Below are 15,111 nucleotides of genomic sequence, written 5' to 3'. Positions count from 1 at the left end.
GCCGGGCGTTCCCCGCCGGTGAAGGTGATACTCGGGGCGTGAGCGGCTTCAGCCTGCGGTTCCTCGGCCATTCGACCGTCCGCCTGGACCTCGGCGGCCGGGTCCTCCTGACCGATCCCGTGCTCACCGCGCGCGTCGGCGGGCTCGTCCGGGTCGTTCCCCCGCCGCCGCCCGAAAGCTACGCCGATGTCGACCTCGTCCTGCTGTCCCACCTGCACGGCGACCACCTGCACCTGCCGTCGCTCAAGCTGCTCGGCACCGGCACCCGGATCGTCGTCCCCCGCGGGGCGGGCTCGTGGCTCGGCAGGAAGGGCTTCCGCAACGTCGAGGAGATCGCGCCCGGCGAGACGCTCACCGACGGCGGCGTCACCGTCACCGCCACCGAGGCCGTCCATTCCGGACACCGGTGGGGCCCGCGGCTGACGCACGGGCCGCAAAGCCCCGCGCTCGGCCACCTGATCGAAGGCGACGGCAAGAAGGTCTACAACGCCGGCGACACCGACCTCTTCGACGGCATGCGCGACCTCGGCCCGGTCGACGTCGCCCTGCTGCCCGTCTGGGGCTGGGGACCGAACCTCGGCCCCGGCCACCTCGACCCCGCCCGCGCCGCCCAGGCCGCCGCGCTGGTCCAGGCCCGCGCGGCCGTCCCCGTGCACTGGGGCACCCTGGCGCTCCCCGGCGCCCGGCGCACCGCCCGGATGCGCCGCCTGCTCGCCGATCCGCCGCGCGTGTTCGCCGCCGCAGTCGACGGCCGGACCGAGGTGCTGTTCACCGAGCCGGGCGCCGACGTCGTCCTGCCCGCGCCGAAGGACCGCTCGTGAACTGGACCGACCCCGCCGCCATCGGGTACCCCGCGGTGTTCGGCGGCGTGCTGCTCGGCTCGATCGTCCCCATCGTGCCCACCGGCGCGGTCGTCGGCGCCGCGGCCGCCGTCGCGACGACGACCGGCCACCTCTCCCTGCCGCTCGTGATCGTCCTCGCCGTCCTCGGCGCGTACGTCGGCGACGTCGTGACGTTCGGGATCCCGCGGCTCGGCAGCGAAGCCGCCTTCCGCTGGATCAGCCGCCGCCAGCCCGCCGAACGGCTCGAGAAGGCCCGTGAGCAGTTCGCCCGCCGCGGCTGGCAGCTCATCGTGATCGGCCGGCTCGTCCCGGCCGGGCGCATCCCGGTGCTGCTCGCCGCGGCCGCGCTGAGCTACCCGTGGCGGCGCCTGCTGCCCGCCGCGCTCGGCGCCTGCGTGCTCTGGGCCGGCGCGTACGCCGTGCTCGGCATCGTCTCCGGCGGCATCTTCGACTCCCCGCTCATCGCGACGCTGCTGGCGACCGTGCTCGTCCTGCTGGTCACCGTGCTGGCCAACCTGATCGCCCGGTGGCGGCGCAAGACGAAGGAGCCGGTGTGACGACGACCGCGCCGAAGGGCCGGCTGCTGCGCGGCGGCCGGGCCGTCGCCCGCGCGGTGGCGGTCTGGATCGCGGTGACCGGTGCGCTGCGCCTGCTCGACGTCCTCCTGCCCGGCTTCCGGATGACGCACTGGTGGCAGCCGACGGTCTGCGCGCTGCTGCTCGCCCTGCTCACCGCCGTCGTCTGGCCGCTGGTCATGCGGATCGCCTACCCGCTGGCGTTCTTCACCTTCGGCGGCTTCGGGTTCCTGCTGCTCGGCGCCGGCACCCTCGCCGTCTTCCGCACGGTGCCCGGTGTCGAGGTCGCCGGCTTCCGGGCCGCGGTGATCGTGACGCTCGGCATGGCCGCGGTCGGCGCGCTCATCTCCAGCCTGCTCGCCGTCGACGAGGACGAGATCTTCTTCCGCCGCGCCGCCCGCCGCCGGCGACGTCACCACCACGAGCCCGGCGCCGAGCTTCCGCCCGGTGTGCTGTTCCTGCAGATCGACGGCCTCGGGTACGACACCGTCCGCCGCGCGATCCGCGACGGCGACATGCCGACCTTCGCCGCCTGGCTCGCCGAGGACAGCCACGCGCTGGACCGGTGGCACACCGACTGGAGCTCCCAGACCGGGGCGAGCGTCTGCGGCATCCTGCACGGCTCCAACCACGACATCCTCGGTTTCCGCTGGTACGAAAAGGACCGCGACCACGTGATGGCGTGCGCGCACCCGGCCGACGCGGCCGAGATCGAGGCGCGGCACTCCGACGGCCGCGGCCTCCTGGCGGGCGACGGCGCGAGCCGCGGCAACCTGTTCTCCGGCGACGCCGCCCACGTCAGCCTCACCATGAGCTCGATCCCGGTCCTGGTGCCCAAGAAGCTGCAGCGCCGTCACCGGGACCGCGTCGGCGCGGGCTACTACGCCTACTTCGCGAACCCGGTCAACGCGCTGCGCACGTTCGCCGTCGCGCTCGTGGACGTCTTCCGCGAGATCAGCGCGTCGGTGCGCCAGCGCCGCGCCGGCGTCGTGCCGCGGATCCCGCGCGGCGGCTGGTACCCCCTGGCCCGGCCGGGCACGACGGTGATCGCACGGGACGTCGTCGTGTCGGCGATCCTCGGCGACATGCTCGCCGGCCGGCCCGCGGTGTACGCGGACTTCCTCGGCTACGACGAGGTCGCGCACCACTCCGGCATCGAGCGGTTCGACACGCTGTCGGTGTTGCGCTCGATCGACCAGCAGATCGCGCGGCTGCACCGGGCGAGCCGGCTCGCCCCGCGCCGCTACCACGTCGTGGCGCTGTCGGACCACGGCCAGACCCAGGGCCAGGCGTTCTCGCAGCGGTTCGGTGAGACGATCGAGGCGTACGTCGGCCGCCTGTGCGGCGGGTCGCCGTCGCCCTCGGCGGGCAAGCGGCGGCAGGCCGAGAGCTGGCAGATCAACGCGGCCCTGGCGGAGGCGACCAAGAGCGGCGGCCTCATCGCGCGCCGGCTGCGTGCCCGGGTGGAGGACGCGGAGTGCGCCGAAGACCGCCCGCGCACGGTGTCCGGCTCGCCGGGCGCGGTGACCCGCGTGGCGCCCGGCGTGGTGGTGGTCGTGTCGGGGCACCTCGCGATGGTGTCGTTCACCGAGCACGAAGGCCGCGTCGAGCTGGAGACGATCGAGCGGGAGTTCCCGGATCTGCTGCCGTCCCTGGTGGACCACCCGGGTGTCGGGTTCCTGCTGGTCCGCAGCCGCGAGTTCGGCCCGGTGGTGCTGGGCCGCGACGGCCTGCACCGGCTCGCCACCGGCGTCGTCATCGGCGAGGACCCGCTGACGCCGTACGGTCCGCACGCGGCGGACCTGATCCGCCGGGTGGACACGTTCCCGCGCTGCGCGGACGTGATGATCAACAGCCGCTACGACCCGGAGTCGGACCAGGCGTCGCCGTTCGAGACGCACGTGGGTTCGCACGGCGGGCTGGGCGGGCCGCAGCAGCGGGGTTTCGTGGTGCACCCGCGTGAACTGGCGTTTCCTGGCGAGGTCGTCGGGGCGGAGGCCCTGCACCGGGTGTTCCGCGGCTGGCTGACAGAGTTGGGCCACCCCGAGCCGGCGGACGCCGGGGCCTCGGTTTCGGAGGTGGTTTCGTGAAGCTGCTGCGGGAACTCCCGCTCGGCACTCGGGTCGTCGTGCGCTACCGCATCGACGGCGGTTTCACCGACGCGCTCGGCGACCTGGTGGCGCGCGACGACGTCTCCTGCACGATCGAGACCCGGCGCGGCCCGGTCGTGGTCGCGTTTTCCGCGGTCACGCTGGCCAAGCCGGTGCCTCCGCCGCCGGTCCGGAAGTCGAAGTTCGACACGCTGGTGGCCGAAGCCGCGGCGGTGTCCGTCGACGGGTGGGACTTCTCCTGGCTCGACGGCCGCGCTACCGAGGCGCGCCCTTCGTGGGGCTACCAGCGTCTGCTCGGCTCCCGGCTCGCGGTCGTGGAAGCGGCCCTCGACCTGGAGACCGGCGGCGGCGAAGTCCTCGACGGCTGCCCGTCCCTGCCGCCGGTCACGATCGCGACCGAGTCGTGGCCGCCGAACGTCGCGAAGGCGTCGGCCCGGCTGCGGCCGCGCGGAGCCCTGCTAGTGGCGACCGCGGGATTTCCCTTCCGCGACACCGTGTTCGACCTGGTCAGCAGCCGGCACCCGGTGACGACCGACTGGCGCGAGATCGCCCGCGTCCTGCGTCCCGGCGGAACGTACTTCTCCCAGCAGGTCGGCCCGGCGAGCGTGTTCGAGCTGGTCGAGTTCTTCCTCGGCCCGCAGCCGGAGGAGGCCCGCAACAGCCGTCACCCCGACCACGCCGTGCGGGCGGCCGCGGAGGCCGGGCTCGAAGTGACCGACCTGCGTTCGGAGTCGCTGCGCACGGAGTTCTCCGACATCGGCGCGGTGGTCTACTTCCTGCGCAAGGTGATCTGGATGGTCCCGGGGTTCACGGTCGGGCAGTACGAGGAAAAGCTGCGGGAGCTGCACGAGCTGATCGAGCGCGACGGCCCGTTCGTCGCGCACACGACGAGGTTCCTCATCGAGGCCCGGAAGCCTTGACGATCGCGGCTTCGACGCCGTCCAGGAGCAGCTCCAGGCCGGCCTCGAACGACAGCCGCGCCTCGCGCTCCAGGTAGGGCTCGTCGGACCCCGACGCCTCGTACTCGCCCTCTTCCCCCAGGCGGGCCACCGTCGGGAACCGGGCTGGGAGGTCCGGCGCCAGCTCGCCCAGCAGTGCCGACCGCGCGTACCACCAGTCCTCTTCGGACTGTCCGGTCTCGCGCGTCGCCTGCCGGGATTCCGCGGCCGCCTGGACCGATCCGCGCACGATGTTGAACAACGCCGCCACCACCCAGCGCACCCGGGCCAGCGGCAAGCCGGTCGACGCCAAGACCGAAAGCAGCGTCTCCTGGACGTGGAACTCCCCCGGCCCGAGCACCGGCCGCGCCGGCGACACCTGGAGCAGCCACGGGTGGCGCAGGTGCAGGTCCCACAGCGCGTCGGCCAGCGCCAGCGCCGCCGCACGCCACCCCGAAGAATCCGGGAACGACGACGGCAGCTCGCCCAGCGTCCGGTCGTACATGAGGTCGACCAGCTCGGTCTTGCCCGGCACGTACGTGTAGAGCGCCATCGCCGTGCGGCCGAGCCGTTCGCCGACCGACCGCATCGACAGCGCCGCCATGCCGTCGGCGCCCGCGATCTCGATTGCCGCCGCGACGATCGCCTCGACGGACAGGCCCGGCTTCGGCCCCGGGCCGGTGCGCGGCGCCACCACGCGCGGCCCCCACAGCAGCTCCATGGACCGCCGGGCGTCGCCCTGACCCGCGAAGACGACCACCTTGCCGACTCCTTACACCCTAAAGTATTGTACGCTGGCAGATCACTTTACAGCCTAAAGTATCAAGAAGGACGGTATGACTTCACCCAGGCGGGCCGCCGACACCCACGACGTGATCGAGGTCCGGGGGGCCCGGGAGAACAACCTGACCGGCATCGACCTGGACATCCCGAAGCGCCGGCTCACGGTGTTCACGGGCGTCTCCGGCTCCGGCAAGTCGTCCCTGGTCTTCGGCACCATCGCGGCCGAGTCCCAGCGGCTGATCAACGAGACCTACAGCGCCTTCCTCCAGTCCTTCATGCCGAGCCTGTCGCGCCCGGACGTCGACCTGCTGGAGAACCTGAGCGCGGCCATCGTCGTCGACCAGGAGCGGATGGGCGCCAACTCGCGCTCCACGGTCGGCACGGCGACCGACGCCTACGCCATGCTGCGGATCGCCTTCTCGCGGCTCGGCGAACCGTACGTCGGCACGTCCGGCGCGTTCAGCTTCAACCTGCCCGAGGGCATGTGCCCGGCCTGCGAGGGCCTCGGCCGGGTCTCCGACCTCGACGTCGACGCCCTGCTCGACTTCGACCTCTCGCTCAACGAAGGCGCGATCCAGGTGCCGGGCTTCACGCCGGACACCTGGTACGTGCAGACCTACCTCTCCTCCGGCTTCTACGACCCCGACGCGAAGATCCGCGACTTCACGCCGGAGCAGCTGGACGCCCTGCTGCACAAGGATTCCTGCAAGGTGAAGGTCGGCAAGACCAACGTCACCTACGAGGGTCTCGCCGTGAAGGTCCGGCGGCTCTACCTGCACAAGGACGTCGAATCGCTGCAGCCGAAGCTGCGGGCGTTCATCGAGAAGGCCGCGGCCTTCGCCACCTGCGGCGAGTGCGGCGGCGCCCGGCTCAACCAGGCCGCGCTGGCGGCGAAGATCGACGGCAAGAACATCGCCGACTGCGCCGCGCTGCAGATCAGCGACCTCGCCGAGTTCGTGCGCAACCTCGACGCGCCGTCGATCCGGCCGCTGCTGGGCAACCTGCGCGACACCCTCGACTCGCTGGTCGAGATCGGCCTCGGCTACCTCTCCCTCGACCGCGAGTCCGCGACGCTCTCCGGCGGCGAGGCGCAGCGCGTGAAGATGGTGCGGCACCTGGGTTCCAGCCTCACCGACGTCACCTACGTCTTCGACGAGCCGACCGTCGGGCTGCACCCGCACGACATCGAGCGGATGAACAACCTGCTGCTGTGCCTGCGGGACAAGGGGAACACGATCCTGGTCGTCGAGCACAAGCCGGAGACGATCCGGATCGCCGACCACGTCGTCGACCTCGGTCCCGGCGCGGGCACCGACGGCGGCCGGCTCTGCTACACCGGCAGCGTCGACGGCCTGCGCGCGTCCGGCACGCTCACCGGCCGCCACCTCGACCACCGGGTCACGCTGCGTTCCGCGGTGCGCGAACCGACCGGGCACGTGTCGATCACCGGGGCCAAGCTGCACAACCTGAAGGACGTCAGCGTCGACGTCCCGCTCGGCGTGTTGACCGTGGTCACCGGGGTGGCCGGGTCCGGGAAGTCGTCGCTGATCCACGGTTCCCTGGCCCGCCGCGGCGACGTCGTCGTGGTCGACCAGTCGGCGATCCGCGGGTCACGCCGGTCCAACCCGGCGACCTACACCGGCCTGCTGGACCCGATCCGGGCCGCGTTCGCCAAGGCCAACGGGGTCAAGGCGAGCCTGTTCAGCGCCAACTCCGAGGGCGCCTGCCCGAAGTGCAAGGGCCTCGGCGTCATCTACACGGACCTGGCGATGATGGCCGGGGTCGCGTCGGTCTGCGAAGAGTGCGAGGGTCGCCGGTTCACCCCGAAGGTACTGACGTACGAGCTGCGCGGCAAGAACATCAGCGAGGTCCTGGCGATGTCCGTCACCGAGGCGCGGGAGTTCTTCGCGGGCGGCACCGCGCGGACGGTCCTCGACCGGCTCGCCGACGTCGGCCTCGGCTACCTGACCCTCGGGCAGCCGCTGACCACGCTGTCCGGCGGCGAGCGGCAGCGGCTCAAGCTGGCGATCCGGATGGCCGAACGCGGGTCGACCTACCTCCTCGACGAGCCGACGACCGGGCTGCACCTCGCCGACGTCGACCAGCTGCTGGCCTTGCTGGACCGGATCGTCGACGCGGGCAACACGGTGATCGTCATCGAGCACCACCAGGCCGTGATGGCCCACGCCGACTGGCTGATCGACCTCGGCCCCGGCGCCGGCCACGACGGCGGCCGGGTCGTCTTCGAGGGCACACCGGCTTCGCTCGTCGCGGACGCCTCGACGCTGACCGCCCGTCACCTGCGCGAATACCTGGGGAAGCCGTGAAGCCGGCCGGTCTGCTCGAGGTGACGGCGGTGCGCCGGGTGACGCCGCGCGTCGTGCGCGTCACCTTCACCGGCGACGGCCTGGCCGAACTGGAGGCGTGGCCGGACCAGCAGCTCAAGCTGCTGTTCCCGCCGCCGGGCCGTCCGGTGCGGCTGCCGTCGGCCGACGACGACGTCATGCGCTGGTACCAGGCGTACCTGGCGATCCCGGCGGACGAACGCCCGGTGATGCGCAGCTACACGGTGCGCGCGCGGGACGGCGACACGATCGACGTGGACTTCGTGCTGCACACCGGCCACGCGGGCCCGGCCACCGCCTGGGCCGCGCGGGCGGCGGTGGGCGACGTCCTCGGCCGGTACGGGCCGGACCCGGCGTACCGCCGTCCACTGTCCACAGCGGACGGACTGCTGTGCGCGGGCGACGAGACGGCGATCCCCGCCGTCGCGTCCATCCTGTCCGAAGTGGACAATGTGGTGGTCTTCCTCGAGGTCGAGGACGCGGCCGAGGAGCAGCCGCTGCCCGGCATCCGGTGGCTGCACCGGAACGGCGCCGAGCACGGCAGCCGGCTGCTGGAAGCGGTGCGCGGGACGGCCCTCCCGGAAGCGGCGTGGCTGGCCGGGGAGGCGTCGACGGTCCGTGGGCTGCGCCGCCACCTCGTCGAACGCGGTCTGCCCAAGAGCGCCATCGAGTTCACCGGCTACTGGCGGCGCAGCCTGACCCAGGACGACGCCCCGACCCCGGACGACCTGGCCGACGCGGCGGAAAAGCTGGAAGACTCGGCGGGGTGGACGGGGACCTGACGGCCGCGGGCATCGACCCGGCTTCGGTGGTGGCGGCCGAGGACCTCGGCGGCGGGACGTACAACCGGGCGGTCCGGGTGACGCTGGCGGACGGACGGCGGCTGGTGCTCAAGATCGCGCCGTCCGGCCCCGGCCTCACGTACGAGCACGATCTGCTGGCGACGGAGGCGGAGTACTACCGCCTGGCTTCCGGGCCGTTGCCGTCGGTGGTGGGTGCGGGGCCGGGCTTCCTGCTGATGACGGAGGTGCCGGGGACGCCGTGGAACCGCGCGCCCGGCACCGGCCCGCACCTGCGCACCGAGCTGGGCGCCATCGTGGCGCGCCTGCACGAGACGGCCGGCGACGGCTTCGGCTACCTCCAGGACCCCCTGCACCCGACGTGGCCTTCGGCGTTTCGTGCGATGGTGGACGCCATCCTCGCGGACGCCGTCCACTACGGGGTGCGCCTGCCCCGCCCGGCGGCGGAGATCGCGCACCTGGTGCGCCGCCACGAGCCGCTGCTGGCGCCGGTCACGACACCGGTGCTGGTCCACTTCGACCTGTGGCCGGGCAACATCCTCGTGGACGGTGGCCGGGTGTCGGGCATCATCGACGCGGAGAGGGCGTTCTGGGGCGACCCGGTGGCGGAGTTCGTGTCGCTGACGCTGTTCCACGAACCGGACGAGCCGTTGCTGGCGGGATACGGCACGGGCGCCTTCGACGCCCCGGCCCGGCGGAGGCTGACGTTGTACCGGGTGTACCTCGGCCTGATCATGCTGGTGGAGATGGTGCCGCGAAAGGACACGAACGCCGACCCCGAGCGGTTCGTCTTCGGGTGGCTGAACGAAAATCTGGCCGCCTTGGGATGACGTCGCGAATCCGCCAGCCCGCGAAGACCGCGCGCGGTTAGGGTCGCGGGCATGCCGAGCCGCGAGATCGTCGAGAACGCCTGGAAAGCCTTCGCCACCCACGACGCGGACCGGATCGCCGCCGTCTTCACCGAGGACGCCGAATGGCTGGCCCCGCCGGGCAACGCCACCGCGGTCGCCCTCGGCGGCCCCTCGCACCTCGTCGGCCGGCCGGCGATCGTGCGGTTCCTCGCCGAGGACTTCCCGCGCTTCTTCGTCAGCGACGTCACCGTGACGTTCCACGGCTTCCACGCGGACGGCGACCGGGTGGTCGTGGAGGAGACGATGACGGCCACCCTGGCCAACGGCCACCACTACGCCAACGACTACTGCTTCGTCTTCGAACTCCGCGACGGGCGCATCCACCGCGTCCGCGAATACCTGGACACCGCCCGCGGCCACCGCATGGTCTTCGGCGAGGCCGCTGTCACCACGTGACCGGCAGGCTGTGCACGCCGTACACCAGCATGTCGTCCTTGAAGGCCAGTTCCTCCATCGGCACCGCGAGCCGCAGTCCGGGGATGCGGCGGTACAGCGTCCCGTACGCCACCTGCAGTTCCACCCGGGCCAGCGTCTGGCCGAGGCACTGGTGCACGCCGTACCCGAACGCCACGTGGTGGCGGGCTTCGCGCGTCACGTCGAGGCGGCCGGGGTCCTCGAACACCGCCGCGTCGCGGTTGGCTGCGTCGCCCGCCGCGATCACGCCCTCGCCCGCTCGGATCGTCTCGCCGCCGATCTCGATGTCCTCGGTCGCCACGCGGCGGCGGCCCGTGTGCGTGATGTTCAGGTAGCGCAACAACTCCTCGACCGCGCGGCGCAGCACGTCCGCGTCCCCCGTGCGCACCAGCTCCAGCTGCGCGGGGTGCGCCAGCAACGCCACCGTGCCGAGGGCGATCATGTTCGCCGTCGTCTCGTGGCCGGCCACCAGGAGCAGCTGGCCCGTCGACGCCACCTCTTCGGCCGTCATTTTCCCGGTCGCGTACTGCGTGACCGCCAGCTTGCTCAGGACGTCGTCACCCGGTTCGCTCACCTTCCGCTCGACCAGGCCGCCGAAGTAGGCCAGCAGTTCTTCGGTGGCTTTCACCGCCTCTTCTGGCGTCGCCGCCCTCGACACCATCACCTTCGTGATGTCCTGGAACAGTTCGCGGTCTTCGTACGGCACGCCGAGCAGTTCGCAGATCACCAGCGACGGCACCGGCAGCGCGAACGCCGGCACCAGGTCGACCGGCTTCGGGCCGGCCAGCAGCCGGTCGACGAGGTCGTCGACGATACGCTGGATCGCCGGGCGCAGCGCCTCCATCTTCTTGACCAGGAAGTCGCCGGTCAGGAGCTTGCGCCGGGCCGCGTGCTCGGCGCCGTCCATGGTGATGAACGACTTCGCGCGGTGGCGGCGGGCCGCCGAAGCCGCGCTCTGGTGCGGGTAGCCCGGGTGGTCGGAGTCGGCGCTGATCCGCGGATCCCGCAGCAGCGCGCGGACGTCGCCGTAGCGCGTCACCAGCCACGGCGTGCTGCCGTTCCACAGCCGCACCCGCGACACCGGGGGCAGTTCGGCGAGTTCGGCGGGCGGGTCGAAGGGACACCGCCGGGTCATCGGAAACGCGGGCACGCCGTCCACCGGATACCTCCCGGAGCCGTCGGAAATTTACGTAGCCATGCTAAGCATTCTCCCGTGACCCCGCCACCGTCCGATCAGGCGAACACCAGCGACACCAGCTCGTCCACGAACGGCTCCACCAGCTCGGCGCCGGTCCGGTTCAGCGCGCTGTGGAACAACGCGACCCGCCCGTGCGCGCCGACGAACACCACCGCCGCCGCACGGCCCGGGGTCACGCGCAGCTCGCGGCCCGCCTCGACGCAGCGCTCGAAGCCCGCCGTCAGCCGGTCGATCACGTCCAAGAGCGGGCCCGTCGGGCGGGTGCCGGGCTCCAGGTCGGACGCGCCGTTCGCGAGCATCAGCCGGTAATGCCCCGGATTCTGCATCGCGAACGCGCAGTAGGCGTGAATCTGCGCCCGGATCCGGCCGACGGGGTCGGTTTCGCCGATTGACTCCTCCGCCGCGCGCATCGAATCGGCCAGCCGCGCGTATTCGTGGTCGAGCAACCCGCGAACCAATTCCGCACGGTCGGAAAAATGCTGGTAGATGCTCGCCGGGGCGATGCCGACGGCGCGGGCGACACCGCGGATCGTCAGCCCGTCCTCGCCGCCGAGCTCGGCGAGCAGCCGGCCGGCCGCGGCCAGGATCTCGCCGCGCAACCGTTCGCCTTCGCCCCAGCGGTTTCTCGTCCGTCCCATTCCGGCTTCGACGCGTTCCGCCACCCGCCTATTCATACGCCCGCGCCGGAGACCCCGGTATTCCGGGGTCGGCGAAAACGCCTTCAGGAAACCAGCGCGGGGTACAACCCGGCGAGCTCTCCGGCGAGCCCGGCCCGCACGTTCCGGCTGACGTCGTCGGCGAGCACCTCGAACCGGCCCTCCTCGACGCCGTCCAGGGCCAGCCCCGCCACGACCGCCGGGTCGACCTTCGGGCCGTCGACGTCCTTGGCCATGTCGGTGTCCATGTACCCGACGTGCAGCGCGGTCACCTGCGTCTTCTGCGGGGCCAGTTCCAGGCGCAGCGCGTTGGTCAGCGACCAGGCCGCCGACTTCGCCGCGGAGTACGCCGCGACCCGCGGGGCGGTGAACCAGGAAAGCACCGACAGCACGTTCAGCACCGCGCCGCCGCCGTTGCGCTCCAGGACCGGCGCGAACTCGCGCGTCACGGCCAGGGTGCCGAAGTAGTGCGTGTCCATCTCCAGCCGGATGTCCTCGAGGGACCCGCCGAGCAGCGACGCCCCGGTCGACGAACCGGCGTTGTTGACCAGCAGCGTGACGTCGCCGGCCAGCGCGGCGGCCGCCCGGATCGACTCCGGGTCGGTGACGTCCAGCTTCAACGGGACGACCCCCGGCAGGTCGATCGACTCCGGATTCCGCGCGGCGGCGTACACCTTGGCCGCGCCCCGCTCCAGCAGTTCCGCGGCGAACCGGCGGCCGAGGCCCCGGTTGGCTCCGGTCACCAGCGCCACCGCACCCGAGATCTCCATGACGAACTCCTCTCGCACCTGGCTTGCTCGTTGCAAGCTAGCTGAGGACGACACTACGACGTAGACTTGCTCCGAGCAAGTCAGGTCGAAGGGATCACACGATGAGCCGTCGCATCACCTGGGCGGACGCCGCCTGCCCGATCGCCCGCGCCGCCGACGTCCTCGGCGAGCCGTGGACGCTGCTGATCCTGCGCAACGCCACCGCGGGCACCACCCGGTTCGAGGACTTCCGCGCCCAGCTCGGCATCGCCGACAACGTGCTGACCACCCGGTTGGCCAAGCTCGTCGACCGCGGCCTGCTGACGAAGCTGCCCTACCGCGACGGCGGCCGCACCCGCCACGAGTACCGCCTCACCCAGGCCGGCTCGGACGCGTTGCCGGTGCTGCACGCCCTCGGCACGTGGGGACACACCCACACCTCCTCGGAAGCCGGGCCGACGACGCTGGTCCACACCCGCTGCGGACAGGCCACCCGGCCGGGCGCGAAGTGCGACGCCTGCGGAAAACCCCTGGCCAGGGGCGATCTGGCGTGGCGCGGCTCCTGGCTCGGCGAAGGCGAAATCCCACTGGCCGATCCGGTCGGCTGAGCCGAACGGCCCCAAGCCGGTACGAAAGTCGGGTCACAAACGCCGGGCGATTCCGTAAGTTCGACACCCAGCGCGCGCAGACCCGGTTAATTCCCCACGGCAAGGAGTCGTCCCGATGTCCCGGAAATACCTGCTGCCCGGTGCCGCCGTCGCCCTGGCGATGATCGCGACCCCGCTGACGGCCGGCCCGGCCTTCGCGGCCCCGGAAGCGGCCACGATCGTCTACTACGACACCTCGGACGCCCCCAGCTTCCGCGCGGTGATCAACGCGGGCGCGGCCCACTGGAACGCGGCGGTGTCGAACGTCAAGCTCCAGGAAAGCTCCTCGGGTGCGTCGCTGCACTACACCGAGGGCAACGACCCGCGCGGGTCGTACGCCCAGACCGACGGCCACGGCAGCGGCACGATCTTCATCGACTACACCCAGGCCCAGCAGTACGACCAGACCCGCATCGCGGCCCACGAAACCGGGCACGCGCTCGGCCTGCCGGACCACTACGAAGGCCCGTGCTCGGAACTGATGTCCGGCGGTGGCCCCGGCCCGTCCTGCACCAACGCCGACCCGAACGCGACCGAGGCGTCCCAGGTGGAATCCCTCTGGGCCAACGGCTTCACCGGCGCCCGCAAGGCCGCGTCCCGCGTCTACGAAGTCACCATGCCCGTGCGCTGACGGGCTTCACGCGTGATCCAGGGGGCATCACGCGTGATCGGGGCGGCATCTGCGCGATGCCCCCTGGATCACGCGTGATGCCCCGGGGCGCACGTCAGCGACGAGCCGCTCACCGCAGGCCGCCGATCACCGGCCGACGGCCGCGGCCGGGCCGCCTTCCGCGTCGCCGGACAGGCTAGGTTCGGGAGCATGCTCACCACGCTGGCCGTCGAGAACTACCGCTCGCTACGTGACCTGGTGCTGCCGCTGTCCGGCCTGACCGTCGTCACCGGGCCGAACGGCAGCGGCAAGTCGAGCCTCTACCGGGCGCTGCGGCTGCTGGCGGACGCGTCCCGCAACGGCGCGGTGGCGGCACTGGCCCGGGAGGGCGGGCTGCCGTCGACGCTGTGGGCCGGCCCGGAGAACGGCGTCCGCCGGGGCACCACGCGGGTCCAGGGCAAGGTGCACACGAAGGCCGTCGGGCTGCGGCTCGGCTTCGCGGGTGACGAGTTCGGTTACGCGCTCGACCTGGGCCTGCCGGTGCCGGGCGCGACGCTGTTCAACCTCGACCCGGAGTTCAAGCGGGAAGCGGTCTGGTCGGGACCGTACCTGCGGCCGGCCGCGTTGCTCGCGGACCGCGCGGGCCCGTCGGTGCGCACGCGCGTGGCGTCCGGGGCGTGGGGCGACGAACGGTTCAAGATCCGGTTGACCGACAGCATGTTGAGCGAGTTCGCCGACCCGCGGGCGTGCCCGGAGCTGGTGGTGCTGCGCGAGCGGATCCGGTCGTGGCGGTTCTACGACCACTTCCGCACGGACGCCGGCGCCCCGGCCCGCCAGCCTCGCATCGGCACGCGCACGCCGGTGCTCTCCCATGACGGCGCCGACCTCGCGGCAGCCCTGCAGACGATCATCGAGGTGGGCCGGGCCGCGGAGCTCGAGGAGGTGATCGACGCGGCCTTCCCGGGCTCGACCGTGGAGGTCCGGCGTTCCGAGGACGGCCTGCTGTCGGTCGAGTTCCGCCAGCACGGCCTGCTGCGCCCGCTGTCGGCCGCGGAGCTGTCGGACGGCACGCTGCGGTTCCTGCTGTGGGTGGCGGCCCTGCTGACCCCGCGCCCGCCGGAACTGCTGGTGCTCAACGAGCCGGAGACGAGCCTCCACCCGGACCTCCTCCCGGCCCTGGCGACGTTGATCGCCACCGCGGCGAAGGAGACCCAGCTGGTGGTGGTCTCCCACGCCCGCCCCCTGATCCGCGCCCTGGCCGAGGTGACCGACGTGGCCACGGTCGAGCTCGAGAAGGAGTACGGCGAGACGAAGGTCTCCGGCCAAGGCCGCCTGGACCGCCCGTCCTGGCACTGGCCGGCCCGCTGACCAAGCGCCCCAATGTGGCGTTGGTTGCATCCAACGCACCGAACGCCACATTGGGTGCGTCTGACGCACCCAACGCCACATTGAGGTTTTCTCAGTAAGGCTCGGGCGGGTAGGCGTGTTGGCCTGCGATGAGGCGTGGGGCCCCTGGTAGGACTGGATTTGCG

At 72.2% G+C, this 15,111-nt stretch carries 15 protein-coding genes and 1 pseudogene; 12 read left to right on the top strand and 4 right to left on the bottom strand.

What is annotated here, in order from left to right:
- Positions 1 to 38: 38 nt before the first annotated feature.
- The 5 genes and pseudogenes from ACWEF6_RS32080 (at position 39) to ACWEF6_RS32060 (ending at position 4,448) form a co-directional block, all read left to right on the top strand.
- A complete protein-coding gene (locus tag ACWEF6_RS32080) occupies positions 39 to 821 on the top strand; it encodes an MBL fold metallo-hydrolase (RefSeq protein WP_449686346.1) in 783 nt (260 codons plus the stop codon).
- Positions 818 to 1,399, top strand: a complete 582-nt coding sequence (locus ACWEF6_RS32075; RefSeq protein WP_449686345.1) for a DedA family protein — start codon at positions 818 to 820, stop codon at positions 1,397 to 1,399. The genes ACWEF6_RS32080 and ACWEF6_RS32075 overlap by 4 nt, the downstream gene beginning before the upstream one ends.
- Positions 1,396 to 3,507: a phage holin family protein gene (locus tag ACWEF6_RS32070; RefSeq protein ID WP_449686344.1), complete on the top strand. Its 2,112-nt coding sequence runs from the start codon at positions 1,396 to 1,398 to the stop codon at positions 3,505 to 3,507. Before ACWEF6_RS32075 ends, ACWEF6_RS32070 begins: the two co-directional genes overlap by 4 nt.
- A pseudogene (locus ACWEF6_RS32065) lies at positions 3,504 to 3,635 on the top strand (putative acetyltransferase); the annotation flags it as partial. The gene ACWEF6_RS32070 and the pseudogene ACWEF6_RS32065, both read left to right, overlap by 4 nt.
- Positions 3,636 to 3,680: 45 nt before the next feature.
- On the top strand, positions 3,681 to 4,448 hold the full coding sequence (locus ACWEF6_RS32060) for a methyltransferase domain-containing protein (protein WP_449686372.1): 768 nt from the start codon (positions 3,681 to 3,683) through the stop codon (positions 4,446 to 4,448).
- On the opposite strand, the gene ACWEF6_RS32055 is transcribed toward ACWEF6_RS32060, so the two are convergent.
- Entirely contained in the window at positions 4,426 to 5,226 is an 801-nt protein-coding gene (locus ACWEF6_RS32055) for a TetR/AcrR family transcriptional regulator C-terminal domain-containing protein (RefSeq protein ID WP_449686343.1), read from the bottom strand. The genes ACWEF6_RS32060 and ACWEF6_RS32055 overlap by 23 nt on opposite strands.
- 76 nt (positions 5,227 to 5,302) lie before the next feature.
- Between ACWEF6_RS32055 and ACWEF6_RS32050 the strand changes: the two genes are divergently transcribed.
- From ACWEF6_RS32050 to ACWEF6_RS32035, 4 genes are read left to right on the top strand one after another with little or no spacing between them, the layout of a single operon-like run.
- Positions 5,303 to 7,576, top strand: a complete 2,274-nt coding sequence (locus ACWEF6_RS32050; RefSeq protein WP_449686342.1) for an ATP-binding cassette domain-containing protein — start codon at positions 5,303 to 5,305, stop codon at positions 7,574 to 7,576.
- The gene (locus ACWEF6_RS32045) at positions 7,573 to 8,376 is read left to right on the top strand and encodes a siderophore-interacting protein (RefSeq protein ID WP_449686341.1); all 804 of its coding nucleotides are present in this window, start codon (positions 7,573 to 7,575) and stop codon (positions 8,374 to 8,376) included. Before ACWEF6_RS32050 ends, ACWEF6_RS32045 begins: the two co-directional genes overlap by 4 nt.
- Positions 8,361 to 9,224, top strand: a complete 864-nt coding sequence (locus tag ACWEF6_RS32040) for a phosphotransferase family protein (RefSeq protein WP_449686340.1) — start codon at positions 8,361 to 8,363, stop codon at positions 9,222 to 9,224. The genes ACWEF6_RS32045 and ACWEF6_RS32040 overlap by 16 nt, the downstream gene beginning before the upstream one ends.
- Before the next feature lie 51 nt (positions 9,225 to 9,275).
- A complete protein-coding gene (locus ACWEF6_RS32035) occupies positions 9,276 to 9,701 on the top strand; it encodes a nuclear transport factor 2 family protein (RefSeq protein ID WP_449686339.1) in 426 nt (141 codons plus the stop codon).
- On the opposite strand, the gene ACWEF6_RS32030 is transcribed toward ACWEF6_RS32035, so the two are convergent.
- The 3 genes from ACWEF6_RS32030 to ACWEF6_RS32020 all read right to left on the bottom strand — a co-directional run bounded on the left by ACWEF6_RS32030 (position 9,691) and on the right by ACWEF6_RS32020 (position 12,343).
- Positions 9,691 to 10,854: a cytochrome P450 gene (locus ACWEF6_RS32030; RefSeq protein ID WP_449686371.1), complete on the bottom strand. Its 1,164-nt coding sequence runs from the start codon at positions 10,852 to 10,854 to the stop codon at positions 9,691 to 9,693. The genes ACWEF6_RS32035 and ACWEF6_RS32030 overlap by 11 nt on opposite strands.
- Positions 10,855 to 10,952: 98 nt before the next feature.
- Positions 10,953 to 11,555: a TetR/AcrR family transcriptional regulator gene (locus tag ACWEF6_RS32025; RefSeq protein WP_310975844.1), complete on the bottom strand. Its 603-nt coding sequence runs from the start codon at positions 11,553 to 11,555 to the stop codon at positions 10,953 to 10,955.
- A gap of 83 nt (positions 11,556 to 11,638) precedes the next feature.
- Positions 11,639 to 12,343, bottom strand: coding sequence for an SDR family oxidoreductase (locus tag ACWEF6_RS32020; protein WP_449686338.1), 705 nt, complete (start codon positions 12,341 to 12,343; stop codon positions 11,639 to 11,641).
- 101 nt (positions 12,344 to 12,444) lie between these two features.
- Between ACWEF6_RS32020 and ACWEF6_RS32015 the strand changes: the two genes are divergently transcribed.
- From ACWEF6_RS32015 to ACWEF6_RS32005, 3 genes are all read left to right on the top strand, one after another.
- Positions 12,445 to 12,930, top strand: a complete 486-nt coding sequence (locus tag ACWEF6_RS32015) for a winged helix-turn-helix transcriptional regulator (RefSeq protein WP_449675216.1) — start codon at positions 12,445 to 12,447, stop codon at positions 12,928 to 12,930.
- 115 nt (positions 12,931 to 13,045) lie between these two features.
- A complete protein-coding gene (locus ACWEF6_RS32010; RefSeq protein ID WP_449686337.1) occupies positions 13,046 to 13,600 on the top strand; it encodes a snapalysin family zinc-dependent metalloprotease in 555 nt (184 codons plus the stop codon).
- A gap of 189 nt (positions 13,601 to 13,789) precedes the next feature.
- Positions 13,790 to 14,947, top strand: a complete 1,158-nt coding sequence (locus ACWEF6_RS32005) for an AAA family ATPase (protein WP_449686336.1) — start codon at positions 13,790 to 13,792, stop codon at positions 14,945 to 14,947.
- Positions 14,948 to 15,111 lie beyond the last annotated feature (164 nt).

Source organism: Amycolatopsis sp. NPDC004772 (assembly GCF_053601215.1).
Note: the sequence above shows the minus strand (reverse complement) of the source record. Positions and strands in the feature narration are given on the sequence as shown.

Excerpts from the sequence above, each read along its gene's own strand:
- ACWEF6_RS32005 (WP_449686336.1), top strand. The coding sequence starts at position 13,790 with ATGCTCACCACGCTGGCCGTCGAGAACTACCGCTCGCTACGTGACCTG.
- ACWEF6_RS32035 (WP_449686339.1), top strand. The coding sequence starts at position 9,276 with ATGCCGAGCCGCGAGATCGTCGAGAACGCCTGGAAAGCCTTCGCCACC.
- ACWEF6_RS32015 (WP_449675216.1), top strand. The coding sequence starts at position 12,445 with ATGAGCCGTCGCATCACCTGGGCGGACGCCGCCTGCCCGATCGCCCGC.
- ACWEF6_RS32020 (WP_449686338.1), bottom strand. The coding sequence starts at position 12,343 with ATGGAGATCTCGGGTGCGGTGGCGCTGGTGACCGGAGCCAACCGGGGC.
- ACWEF6_RS32010 (WP_449686337.1), top strand. The coding sequence starts at position 13,046 with ATGTCCCGGAAATACCTGCTGCCCGGTGCCGCCGTCGCCCTGGCGATG.
- ACWEF6_RS32050 (WP_449686342.1), top strand. The coding sequence starts at position 5,303 with ATGACTTCACCCAGGCGGGCCGCCGACACCCACGACGTGATCGAGGTC.
- ACWEF6_RS32030 (WP_449686371.1), bottom strand. The coding sequence starts at position 10,854 with ATGACCCGGCGGTGTCCCTTCGACCCGCCCGCCGAACTCGCCGAACTG.
- ACWEF6_RS32025 (WP_310975844.1), bottom strand. The coding sequence starts at position 11,555 with ATGGGACGGACGAGAAACCGCTGGGGCGAAGGCGAACGGTTGCGCGGC.